Origin of the sequence: Kitasatospora sp. NBC_01246 (assembly GCF_036226505.1) — a bacterium.
In the GTDB taxonomy this organism is placed as follows: domain Bacteria; phylum Actinomycetota; class Actinomycetes; order Streptomycetales; family Streptomycetaceae; genus Kitasatospora.
Genome location: NZ_CP108484.1, coordinates 964562 through 976218, shown reverse-complemented (window position 1 = coordinate 976218; position 11657 = coordinate 964562). Strand labels below are relative to the sequence as shown.

Below are 11657 nucleotides of genomic sequence, written 5' to 3'. Positions count from 1 at the left end.
CCGTCGAGCAGTTGACTCTCCGGCGGCGCGCATCAGGTGCGCGGCAGTGATCCCACAGCGGCGAGGAACTCGGGGAGCGAGCCGTCGTGGCCGGGCAGAAGCTCGGCCGCCGTCCGCCAGAAACCGGGGCCCGCCGCTTCGGCGGCCCGCCCGACCAGTTCGGCGCAGCGAGTGGCCCAGGCGTCGCGTCCGGGTGCCCGCCGGGGGAGGTGGTGGCCGTGGCGCAGGGCTTCCCGGGCGGGCCGGATCGCGGCGAGCAGTTCGCGGTCGTCGAGCACCGCCGCCCGGCGGACGCGTTCGATCAGGTCCGACGCGGTGGAGGTCGTCCGCAGGTCGGCGAGTGCGGCCCGGGCGGTCGCGGGCCCGTGCGGGGCCAGTCGGGTCAGCCGCTCGCGGGGCAGGGCACGGGCCAGTTCGTCGGGGAACCCGGCGCGGTCGGCGAGCACGCACAGCACCGGCTCGGGCAGCGGGGTCCGCGCGTGGGCCCGCACCAGCTCCGCCCACGGCGGGCCGCCGCAGGCGTGGCGGCTGCCGTCCAGCACCGCCTGTGCCTCGACCGGCCCGGCGCACCGCCGGAGCCGGGCCGGCAGGTCCGCGGCGGGTGGCTCCGGCGGTCGGCGCTCGGCCAGGAGGCGGCGCAACTCGGCGTCCGTGTGGGCGAGATGGTCGATGAACTGGTCCAGCCGGTCGTCCAGGCCGTGGAGCCAGGCCCGGATCGCGGTCGCGTCCCCGTTGCCGTACACGCCCAGGGCCCAGCGGGCGAAGAGTGCCCGGGGCGGCACTCCCGCCCGGTGGATCCGGTCGAGGACGGTCCGGGCGAAGTACTCCCTGGTCCGGAGCCGGCGCAACGGGTGCTCGGCCATCGCGGCCAGTTCGTCGTCGCCGAGCCGCCCGACCAGCGCGGCCAGCACCTCCGGCGGCGCCTGCACGAGAACCCGCAGGTCGGGCCGCCCGGCGGCACCGGCTGCCGGGCGGCCGAGGCCCCGGAGCAGGCCGCGCAGGCTGCCGCGGTGGCCGGGGAACCGCTCCGCGGCGGTGCGCCAGGCCCGGGGATCGGCGCCGGTCCCGGCCCGCAGCGCCACGCCGACGGCCTCCCAGAAGCCGTGGACCTGCCGGTGGTTGTGGTCATAGCCGTCGACGGCCGCGACCAGCAGGTCGACCCTCGGGGTGGCGTGCAGCAGGTCGGCCGCGTTCTCCCCGGTCAGCACGTGGCGCAGCAGTGACGGCCGCAGCTCGCCGATCCGGGCGAGCCCCGGTCGCCAGGCCCAGGGCGGCAGTTCCTGCTGCCGGGCCACCAGACGGTTCGCCACCGCCGGCTCCCAGGGGGTGAGCAGCTCGGCGGTGAACGCGTCGGGGCAGTCCCGGCGCGCGATCAGGGCGCGCCGCTGGCGCCGCTCGAACGGCTCCCGGCGATGGGCGGCGGCGAGCGCCGGCCAGTCCACGGGGGCGGCGGCCAGCACCGCGTCGCACTCCAGCACCGACCGGGCCGCGCGCAGCCCCGCCGTCGGGCCGCCCGTCCCGGCGGCCACCGGGCCGCTGTCGGTACGGGCCGGACGGTGGCCCGGCCCCCGCACCCGCGCGGCCTCGGCGGCCACGTGCTCGGCGCCGCCCAGCTCGGCGATCGCCCGGCGGTGCGCCTCCGGTGGCAGCAACGAGGCGACCCAGCCCAGCAGTTGTACCGCCTGCGCGGCGCGCCACCGCTCCTGTCCGTCGCCCACCGACCCCACCGTCCTACGCCCCCGCCCCGCCCCGGGGCACGGGCCACTCTGACACAGCGGCCCGGGCCCGTGCGTCCCGGCGGTGCCGGTGGCCCGACGGCGTGCTGCCGCCCCGGAGTGGGGAGTCGGCCGGTCCGACGTCCCACTCCACGGCGTACGGCGCGTCAGCGGTGGACGCCCCAGGAGAGGGTGTCGGTCAGGGTGGCCCGGAGCTTGGGGTCGATCACGGCCGTCGTCGGGTCGGTGGCGACGGCGGAGAGCCGGTGGCGCAGGCCCTTCGGGCCGAAGAGGGGCAGGTCGGCGAGGGTGACCGCGGTGCGGTCGCGCCAGGTGATCAGCTCGAAGCCGTCGAGGTACCAGCGCAGCCGGGTGCCGGGGGCGGGCAGCTCTACGGCGAGCCGGTCGGCGGGGGTGAGCGGGGTGGTGGTGGGGGTGGGGCTGCTGAGGGTGGTCGCGTAGCGGTAGAACCCGGCGATCATGGCCTCGCGGCCGGGGAGGTTGAACTCGCGGCCGAGCGATCGCATGATCGAGTTGTCGGTGGGCCGGTAGAGGCCGGTCGGGTAGTAGCCGCCGCCCTCGTACGCGCCGACGGTGCCGCCGTCGGGGGAGGTCCGGCCGAGCCAGCGGTACCACTTGGCGCGGGTGCGGCGCAGCTGGTCGGCGGTCAGCGTGGTGATGTTGGCCTCGGTGGGTTCGTCGCCCTCGTAGCTGCCCTGGCCCTCGTAGGAGTACTCGTCGGCGAGGAGGCCCAGGGAGTGGCCGGTCTCGTGCACGGCCACCTGCCCGGAGCGGTCGTTGCCGCCCGAGACCGTGGCGATGCCGGAGTACCCGAGCGGGGAGACCACGTCGTTGTAGCCGGCGCCGCCGTACTTGGCGCTGTTGGCGACCACGAGGACGAGGTCCGCCTTCGGCGCCTTGGCGGCGTAGCGGTCGACGGCGGCCGTGTCGACGCAGAGCAGGCGTTCGACGTCCTCGCACCAGAAGTAGGAGCCGAGGGCGGTCTGCCGCACGGTGGCCCGGTCCGGGTCGCCCGTGATGCCGGACTCGGTGGAGACGGCCTGCACGGCCCAGACGTTGAAGAGTGAGCGGTAGGTCGTGTAGGGCTCGACGCCGGTGATCTCCTGCCACTTGGTGGCGGCGTCGGCGAGGAACTTCTGCTGTTCGGCGGCCGTGTAGCCGTCACCGATCACCACCACGTCGAGCTTGCTGTCGGTGCTGCCGTTGCTGACCAGCGGGGTGACGGTGCCGTCGCCCGCCGGGGGCCCGGCCAGCGACTGCGGGGCGACGAACGGCGAGGCGGCGGGCACCCGGGCGCGGCTGATGCTGCCGTCCTCGGCGAACGCCTCGACCTGGTGGGCGCCGGTTCGCGCGCCGGTCACGGGCGCGCCGGTCGCCGGCGGGGTGGCCGGGGCGGCGGTGGCCGGGACGGCCCAGGAGCAGAGGGCTGCCAGGGCCGTGACGCCGGCCAGGGCGGTGGTGGCGAGCCTGCGGTGACGCACGGGGACCTCCGGGAGGGGCGGGGGTGGGCGGGGCGGGGGCGGTGCTGGGGCACGGTGCGGCGGAACGCCGGCGGGGGTGCTTAAGTGTCGAGATAATCGGACTGAAACAGGGAGTTAATCTAAGACACTGTCACGTCCACGACAATAGGGCGGGACGAGAACGGGCCGACACCGGACGGAAAGGGCGCACATGACCTCGGAACAGGACCCGGCCGACATCGGCCGACGCGTCCGACAACTGCGCAGGGAGCGGCACTTGACGCAGCGCATGCTCGCCGAGCCCGCCTACACCGCCGCCTACGTCTCCACCGTCGAGGCCGGCCGGGTACACCCCTCGGAGGCGGCGCTGCGCCACCTGGCCGAGCGCCTCGGCGTCACCTTCGACGAACTCGCCACCGGCCGGCCGGCCCACCTGGCCACCGAGCTGGGCATCGCCCTGGCGGACGCCCAGAGCGCCCTGGCCGACGGCGACACCGCCGAGGCGGCCCGCCGCTTCACCGCCGTCCGGGACCGCGCCGACCACTACGGCGTCGAGTCCGTCCGCCCCGCCGCCCTGCTCGGCCTCGGCGACTGCGCACTGGAGGCCGGCCGCCTCGACGACGCCAGGGAGCACTTCGAGCAGGCCGAGCGCCTCCTGGCCGACGAGCCGCTGCCGCGCCGCGCCGCCGCGATCCGCGGCCGGGCCGTCGCCCACCTGCTGGCCGGCGAACTGCGGTACGCCTGCTACCTGCTGGAGACCGCCATCGACCGGCTCAACGCCGGCGGCCTGCACGACCCCGACGCGCTGCTCCTGCTGTACTCGGCCGCCATCGGCCCCTACATGGACATGGGCGCCCACGCCCGCGCCGCCCAGGCCGCCGAGCTCGCCCTCGCGCTGGCCCCCGACGCCACCGACCCCGCACTGGTCGCCGGGCTGCACCGCAGCGTGGCCCGCACCCTGATCGCCGACGGCCGGGCGGCCGAGGCCGACGCCTCCCTCGCCAAGGCGCAGCTGCTCTACCAGCGCCTGCGCCTCACCTCCGACCTGGCCAAGTGCCACTGGATGCGCGGCTACGTGCACGCCCAGGCCGGCGACCTGGCCCGCGCGGAGGACGAACTGCGCACCGCCCGCGCCATGCTGGCCTCCCGGCAGGCGGAGCTGTTCACGCACCAGGTGGACGTCGAACTCGCCGACGTCCTGCGCCGCCGCGGCCGGCACGCCCAGGCCGACGACCTGCTGCGCAGCCTCCTCGACCGGATCGGCCCGGACCGTGGCACCGTCCACGCCGCCGGGGCGCACCGGCTGCTCGGACTCATCGCCGAGGACCGGGACGACCCGGGCACCGCCGAGCGGCACTACGTCGATGCCCTCGCCCTGCTCGAACGAGCGGGCGCGGCGGGCGACCTCGCCGACCTCTGCCGCCTCCTGGGCGACCTGCTGCGCCGCACCGGCCGGGTGGAGCGCGCCCTTGACGTCTACCGGACCGGCCTCGGCCACCGCGCCGCCCCGGGCACCACGACCCTCGGCCCGGCCCCGGCCGCGCCGCCGATCCCGACGACGGCCGGCCCGGCCACGGCGGGCCCGACGACGACCGGCCCGGCTACGACCGGCCCGGCTACGACGGGCGGGTAGGCGGCCGAGGGGGCGGACGGGCAGGCAGACGGGCAGGCGGGCGATCCTCCGGGCGTCGGGTGCGCCCCGTCAGTCGCTGAAGTCGCTCGGGCGGACGCGGTAGACCTGGAGGTTCAGCCCGTAGTACTTACCGGTCTCGCCGACCCACTCCATGCCGAGCCGCTTCGCCATCGCGATGGCGCGGGTGTTGTTCGGCCGGGCGACGGCGAACAGTTCCTCGGCCTCCTGCGTGAACGCCCAGGCGATCAGGGCGCGGCCGGCCTCGGTGGCGTAGCCCTTGCCCCAGGCGTCGGGGGCGAGCTGCCAGTTCATCTCCAGGTCGTCCTCGAACGGCGGCAGCAGCCGGATGCCGAGACCGCCGACGACGGCCCCGTCCTCCTTGCGCTGCACGGCCCACCGGCCCCGAGGGGGCGGCAGGTTCGGCTGCGCCTCCTGCCAGGCCTGCAGCACCGACCGCATCGCCGCCACATCGGCGACGCGGTCCATCGCCGGGGTCAGCCAGTGGGCGACGTCCGGCGAGCCGTAGATCGCCAGAGCGGCCTCGGCGTCGTCCGGGGACCAGTCCCGGATGATCAGCCGGTCGGTGGTCAGCGAGATGTCCATGGGCCGGAACCTCCTCGCGCTTCCTGAAGCACATCATCCCCCCGCCCGCCGGTGTGTGCGCGAGGAGCCCGTGCTGGCCGGGACGAGGAGCCCGCGGCAGGGGTGCGGCGCCGGGTGAACCGCCCACCCGTGCCGCGCCGGGTGCCCGTGCCCGGACCCCCGGACCGGTGCGGTTCGGGCGGATTCGGTGGATGCCGGGTCAGCGGGAGCGGGGCGGGGTAGACCGGGTGGGGGACAGCCACGCGTGGGGGCCGCCGAGGTCCCGAGGGGGAGACATGGCATATCTCGTCGAGCTGCCGGTCGGTGCGGCGGACGGCCGGTCGGACATCGTGAAGGTCGAGATCGAGCAGGCCGCGGAGGGCCTGGTGCAGGTCGCCCGGCCGGGGCAGGTGGTGGCCCGTGCCACCCGGTCCCTGGGTGAGCTGCTGGCCGGGGTGCGGCCGGTGGCGCAGGACTTCGTCGATGGGTTCCGGGGCATGGTCCACGCGCCGGACGAGATCGGCATCGAGTTCGGACTGTCGTTGTCCGCCGAGGCGGACGTGATCATCTCCAGTACCTCGGCCCAGGCCAATTTCAAGGTCTCGCTGACCTGGCACCGGTCCCCGGTCGACGAACCGGGCGGGGGTGTCGAGCCGGCGGCGGAGCCCGCGCCGTGACCGGGCCGGGCCCCGGGCCGGGCACCGGCCCAGTCGGAGGGACGGGGCCGGGAACGGGACCGGTGCCAGGAACGGGAACGGGGAGCGGGGCGAAGGCGCTGGACGCGGCGGTGCTGCGGGTGCACGACGCGCTGGCCCGACCGGTCGGTGCGGGCTTCCTGGTCACCCCCGAGCTGGCGCTCACCTGCGCGCACGTGGTCTCGGCGGCGCTCGCCGGTCAGGGCGTGGAGGCGGGTGTCGGGTCCTGGGTCTTCGTGGACCTGCCGCTGCTGCCCAGGTCACCGGCGAGGCCCGCGCCGGACGGGTCGCACAGGTTGGACGGCTCGCCCGGGTCGCCCGGCCCGGACGGGTCCCCCGGCCCGGAGGGCCCCGACGGGCCCGCCGTGGCGGGAGCGATGGCGGTCGTCGTGCACTGGGTGCCGCGCGCCTCGGACGGTAGCGGGGACGTCGCGCTGCTGCGCCTGGCCGCCCCGTTGGCCGGCGCCCGTCCGGTCCGGCCGGTGGAGACCAGGTTTGAGGACGTCTGGGGCAACCCGGTGCGGGTGTTCGGGTTCCCGGTCGGGCGGTCGGACGGGGTCTGGCACTCGGGCGTGCTGCGGGACCGGCAGGGCGGCGGGTTGATGCAGGTCGACCTCGCCGCGGGCGGCTACCGGGTCTCCGGAGGGTTCAGCGGGAGCCCGGTGTGGGACGACCGGCTCGGCGGAGTGGTCGGCATGGTGGTGGTGGCCGAGGCGGGGGACCCGGCGGCGAGTTACCTGATCCCCACCGACGGCCTGATCGTGGCCTGGCCGGAACTGCGGGCCGTCGCGCTGGCGCCGTCGCCGTTCCGCAGCCTGACCTCGTTCAGGGAGTCGGACGCGCACGTGTTCCACGGCCGGCGGGCCGAGAGCGAGGAGGTGGCCCTCCTGTCGGCCCGCGAGCGCTGGGTCACCGTGGTCGGCCCGTCCGGCTCCGGGAAGTCGTCGCTGGCCATGGCCGGGGTGGTGCCCCGTCGTCGTGCCTCCGGCGCGCTGGCGGTGATCCTGCGGCCGGACTCCGGCAGCACCCCGCTGACGGCGCTCGCCGCCGCGCTGCTGCCGCTGCTGGAGCCGGAGCTGTCGGAGACGGAGCGTCTGCTGCGGATCCCCGACCTGGCCGCCGTGCTGGCCCGGCCCCAGGGCATCGCCGATCTCGCGCCCCGGCTCCTGGAACGGCACGGCGCCCGCCAACTGCTGCTGGTGATCGACCAGTTCGAGGAACTGCTGGCGTTCGACCGGGCCGCCGTCGACGAACTGGCCGCAGCGCTGTTCACCGACACCCTGCCGGGCACCGTCCGGATCCTGACGACCCTGCGGGCCGACTTCCTGGAGGCGGCCCTCGCCCATCCGCAGCTCGGCCCGGTGATCAGCCGGCAGGTCTACGCACTGGGGCCGATGAGCCGCGAGCAGCTGTCCGAGGTCGTCACTGCCCCGGTCGAGGCCGTCGCGGGGGTCCGCTACGCGCCGAACCTGGCCGAGCGTCTGCTCGACGACACCGGAGCCGAGCCGGGCGCTCTGCCGCTGCTGGGCTTCACCCTGGACCTGCTCTGGCGCGACCAGAGTGCCGGCCTGCTGACCCACGAGGCGTACGAGGGGCTCGGCGGGGTGAAGGGCGCCCTGGGCGTCTACGCCGCCGGCGTCCTCCGGCGGGAGGTGCCTGCGGAGGACGAGCAGGTGGCCCGCCGCCTGTTCACCCAGCTCGTCCGGGTGCCGATGGGCGCGCTGTCGGCCACCCGGCGGACCGCGCTGCGCACCGACCTCGGCGAGGACGAGTGGCGCATCGCCCAGGCCCTCGCCGCCGACCGCCTGCTGGTCACCGGCCGCAGCGCCGAGGGCATTGAGACGGTGGAACTGGCGCACGAGGCGTTGATCAACGCCTGGGACAAGCTCCGGGGCTGGGTCGAGGAGGACCGGGCCTTCCTCGCCTGGCGGGAGGTCCTGCGGCACGACCGGGACCGCTGGGAGCGCAGCGGGCGGCCCCGCGACCTGCTGCCGACCACCACGGCACTGGCGGGCGCCCAGCCGTGGCTGCGCGGCCGGCCCGGGTACCTGAACGAGGCCGAACGGGACTACCTGGAACGCGGGCGGGTCCACCGGCGGTCGCGCAAACGGCGGTGGCGGTGGACGGCCGCGCTGCTGTGCGTCCTGCTGGTGGCCGCTACGGCCGGGGGAGTGCTGGCCGAGCGGCAGTCGGACGCCGCCGCCCGGCAGGCCGCGATCGTCCATTCCAAGGGCCTGGCAGCACGCGCGCAGACGCTCGGCAGCACCGATCCCGGGCTGGCCGCCCAGCTCGCGGTCGCCGCCTACCGCGCCTCCCCCACCCCGGAGGCCTCCGCCCAGCTGTTCGACCTGAGCAGCACCTTGCTGAACAGCGTCGTCGGCGAGGCCGGGGGCCCGGTCCTCATCCTGGCGACCGCCCTGCACGGGACGCTGGCCGCTGCGCTGAACGAGGACGGAGCGGTGCGGATCTGGGACCTCGCCGATCCGTCCGCCCCGGCCCTCCGGTCGACCGTCGACACCGGCATGGTGGGCATCGCCCTCACCCCGGACGGGTCCCACCTGGCGGGCGGCTGCGGCGGCGAGGGCCTGTGCCTGTGGAGCCTCGCGGACCTCGGCAAGCCCGTGATCGCGGCCCGGCTGCCCAGGTTGTTCGACCCGTCGGACCAGCGGGTGACCGTCCCGGCCATGGCCACCAGCGCGGACGGCACTCTGCTGGCGGCGGCCGGCGGGAACGGCGACACCCTGCTCTGGTCGATTGCCGACCGCTCCGCCCCCAAGGGGCTCACCCGGCTGCGCAATCCCACCGAGGAGGGGCCGACCGCTCTCGCGGCCGTCGCCTTCGCACCGCAGGGCAACCTGCTCGCCTCCACCGTCCAGGGCGGCAAGACCCAGGTCTGGGGCCTCGCGGACCCGGCGGACCCGGCCGGCCTCTCCGCCCTGGAGACCGGTTACAAATCGATCGCGTTCAGCCCCGACGGCACCCTGCTGGCCGCCGGCAGCCAGCGGGAGGTCGGTCTCTGGCGAGTAAAGGATCCGAGCGCTCCCGATCCGATCAGGGTCGGTATGGACGGCTCCGCGAACGTCAGCGGGGTGGCCTTCGGCCGGGACAGCGACCTCCTCGCCTACGGCGGGACGGACGTCAAGGATCCCAAGGGGGACCTCTGCTTCGCCTCCCTGTCCCCGCAGGACACGGACCTGGGTTCCACGAAGTCGAGTTGCACCAAGACCGCCTTCGGCGTCTACGCCATGGCCACCGGCGGGGCGGGCGGGCTGCTGACCGCCGGCGCCGACGGTGTGGTGCGCCGGTGGCGTTCACCGGGGCGGCAGGTCGACCAGGCCCGGCAGCCCGGCGGCCCCGCCTCCTGGTCGTTCAGTCCGGACGGACACCTGATGGCCGCGCCCCAGCAGCCCCCGATGCAGATGCCGCCCCTGCAGACGCAGTCCGTCGGGATCTGGGACATCTCCGAACCCGAGGGCCCCGTCCTCGTCGCGACCCTGCCGGTCTCGGTGCGGGGCACCGCGTTCATCCGTGAGCGCGGACTGTTGACCATCGGGTGGGAGGGCGAGGTCCAGCTCTGGAACGTGAGCGATCCGCACCATCCGGTCAAGGCCGGCTCCCTGGGCACCGCCGAGTTCCCCGCTACCTCCTTGGGAACGATCCTGACGGTCGGAGTCACCTGGTCCGCCCCGGGCGCCGTCATGGCGGTGATCGGCGGCGGGTCACTCCACCTGTGGCGGGTCGGCGACGCGCTCGACGCGGTGGAGGTCGGTTCGATCCCCGCCCCCGACGCCGGGAGTTACGACGCCGGCGTCCTGGACCACGGACGCACGGCCTACCTGGCGAGCAAGAGCGGGTTCGAATGGTGGGACATCGGCGACCCGGCGAAGCCGAGGCGCGCCGGCTCCTCGACGATCAAGCCGCCGGACGCCGCTGGCGACTCCGGCGACGGGTGGAACATGGGTTCCGCGGTGTCCCGGGGCACCGCGGCCGGGGCGGTCATGGCCGTCACGAGCACCCCGGACCGCACTTGCAAGTGCTCGTCCCTGGAACTGTTCCGGTTCACCGGGGGAGGCGAACCGGCCTCACGGGTCACCCTGCCCGGGGCCTTCGGCAACGCGCTCGGCCTGAGCAGGGACAGCCGGTTGCTCGCCGCTGTGGGGAACAGCGGCAGCACGGTCACCCTCTGGGACATCACCGATCCGCAGCACCCCCGACCCCGGACCTCCGTCCAGACGCTGCAGGACGTCGAGGGCATCGAGTTCGCCGAGAACGGCCGGCTCATGGCTGTCTGGAACAGCACGGCCCTCGAACTCTGGGACGTCCGTGACCCCACCGCTCCCGTCCTGACGGCTCCCGTCGCCAACCCGAGCGGCGGATCGATCCGCGCGGTCGCGCTGGTGGCGGCCGGCCCGACGCTCCTGGTCGCCTCCAACCAGCGCGTCTCGCTGCTCGACACCGACCCCGCCCACCTCGCCGCCCGACTGTGCTCCTACAGCACGGGCGCCATCAGCCGCTCGCAGTGGGAGAAGTACGTGCCCGAAGTCGCCTACCGGGACCCGTGCTCCGGTCGCTAGCCGACGGGGCCCACGTCGGCGGCTGCTATTCGGCGGGGATGCCGCGGAGGAGGAAGGGGAGGTGGGCGCCGCGGGTGAGGGCGTCGAGGGCTTGGGTGACGCGGTGGTGCTGGTCGGGGTCCATGGTGTCGGCGAGGTGGTCGGGGTGGATGAAGTGGAGGCCGGTGATGTGGTGCGGGGGTCGGTGGTGGGTGGTGGTGGCTTGTTGGGCGCGGGTGAGGCGGCCGCCCCAGTAGACGAAGTCGATGGCTTCGGGGAGGAGTCGGGCGTCGGTGTAGTCGGTGGCGAGGATGCTGCGCAGGGGGAGGACGAGGCCGGTTTCGGTCTCGGTGTGACGGCGGGCGGCGAGGTGGGGGAGTTCGTTGCGTTCGGCGCTGCCGCCGGGGAGGGTGAGGCCGTTCTGGTAGGTGGTGGCGACGAGGAGGACGGCGCCGTCGGGGTCGAGGGCGAGGGTCTGGTGGCCGAGGCGTCGGCGGGGCGGGTTGGTGAGGATGTCGGGCAGGGGGTAGAGCACGGCTTGCTCCTGGGGTGGAGGGGGTTGGAGTCGCCAGGTGTAGGCGGTGGGGAGTCCGGCGACGACGCCGGTGGTGAGGATGAGGCCGAAGAGGAGGAGTCGGGGTGTGAGCGGCCCGTCGCGGATGGGCCGGCAGGCGAGGGCGGCCGCTCCGGCGCTGAGCGCGGGGATCGTGAGGGTGACCGCGAGGAGCCTGGACGCCGGGCTCACGCCGCGCTGTTCGCGCGGGGCGGGCTCGGGTGCTGGACGGGGATGTGGCGGGGCTGGTCGAGCCGCTGGAGGTCCTCGGGCCGGGTGGTCCACTCGCAGCCGCCGGCTTCGGGCCGGAGGTAGGCGGCGCCGCCGAGGGTGCCCATGTAGACGCCTTCGGCGGGCTGCCCGTCGGGGGAGCGGTGGGCCCGGTCGCGGACGACTTCGCCGATCTTCGGCTGGTACGCGGGCGTGCGGGGGCGGCTGGGCATGC

At 75.4% G+C, this 11657-nt stretch carries 8 protein-coding genes; 3 read left to right on the top strand and 5 right to left on the bottom strand.

Annotated elements, in window-relative coordinates:
• Positions 1-32: 32 nt before the first annotated feature.
• Entirely contained in the window at positions 33-1718 is a 1686-nt protein-coding gene (locus OG618_RS04440; protein ID WP_329485844.1) for a hypothetical protein, read from the bottom strand.
• Between the two features lie 164 nt (positions 1719-1882).
• A complete protein-coding gene (locus tag OG618_RS04435) occupies positions 1883-3217 on the bottom strand; it encodes a M64 family metallopeptidase (RefSeq protein ID WP_329485843.1) in 1335 nt (444 codons plus the stop codon).
• A 190-nt stretch (positions 3218-3407) separates the two neighbouring features.
• Here OG618_RS04435 and OG618_RS04430 point away from each other — a divergent pair, with 190 nt between their 5' ends.
• Positions 3408-4829 (top strand): helix-turn-helix domain-containing protein, encoded by a 1422-nt coding sequence (locus tag OG618_RS04430; RefSeq protein ID WP_329485842.1) that lies wholly within the window; start codon positions 3408-3410, stop codon positions 4827-4829.
• Positions 4830-4898: 69 nt separating this feature from the next.
• On the opposite strand, the gene OG618_RS04425 is transcribed toward OG618_RS04430, so the two are convergent.
• A complete protein-coding gene (locus OG618_RS04425) occupies positions 4899-5432 on the bottom strand; it encodes a GNAT family N-acetyltransferase (RefSeq protein ID WP_329485841.1) in 534 nt (177 codons plus the stop codon).
• Between the two features lie 275 nt (positions 5433-5707).
• Between OG618_RS04425 and OG618_RS04420 the strand changes: the two genes are divergently transcribed.
• Together OG618_RS04420 and OG618_RS04415 are read left to right on the top strand one after the other, a co-directional pair.
• Positions 5708-6088: a CU044_2847 family protein gene (locus OG618_RS04420; RefSeq protein ID WP_329485840.1), complete on the top strand. Its 381-nt coding sequence runs from the start codon at positions 5708-5710 to the stop codon at positions 6086-6088.
• 62 nt (positions 6089-6150) lie between these two features.
• On the top strand, positions 6151-10680 hold the full coding sequence (locus tag OG618_RS04415; protein ID WP_329485839.1) for an nSTAND1 domain-containing NTPase: 4530 nt from the start codon (positions 6151-6153) through the stop codon (positions 10678-10680).
• Positions 10681-10705: 25 nt separating this feature from the next.
• Here the strand turns inward: OG618_RS04415 and OG618_RS04410 are convergent, their stop codons facing one another.
• On the bottom strand, positions 10706-11404 hold the full coding sequence (locus OG618_RS04410) for an NUDIX domain-containing protein (protein WP_329485837.1): 699 nt from the start codon (positions 11402-11404) through the stop codon (positions 10706-10708).
• Positions 11401-11655 carry a hypothetical protein gene (locus OG618_RS04405; RefSeq protein ID WP_329485836.1) on the bottom strand — a complete coding sequence of 85 codons (255 nt, stop codon included), beginning with the start codon at positions 11653-11655 and terminating at the stop codon, positions 11401-11403. The genes OG618_RS04410 and OG618_RS04405 overlap by 4 nt, the downstream gene beginning before the upstream one ends.
• Between the last annotated feature and the right edge of the window lie 2 nt (positions 11656-11657).

Bases quoted from the DNA above. Each gene is read 5' to 3' on its own strand.
- OG618_RS04430 (WP_329485842.1), top strand. From the start codon at position 3,408: ATGACCTCGGAACAGGACCCGGCCGACATCGGCCGACGCGTCCGACAA.
- OG618_RS04425 (WP_329485841.1), bottom strand. From the start codon at position 5,432: ATGGACATCTCGCTGACCACCGACCGGCTGATCATCCGGGACTGGTCC.
- OG618_RS04420 (WP_329485840.1), top strand. From the start codon at position 5,708: ATGGCATATCTCGTCGAGCTGCCGGTCGGTGCGGCGGACGGCCGGTCG.
- OG618_RS04405 (WP_329485836.1), bottom strand. From the start codon at position 11,655: ATGCCCAGCCGCCCCCGCACGCCCGCGTACCAGCCGAAGATCGGCGAA.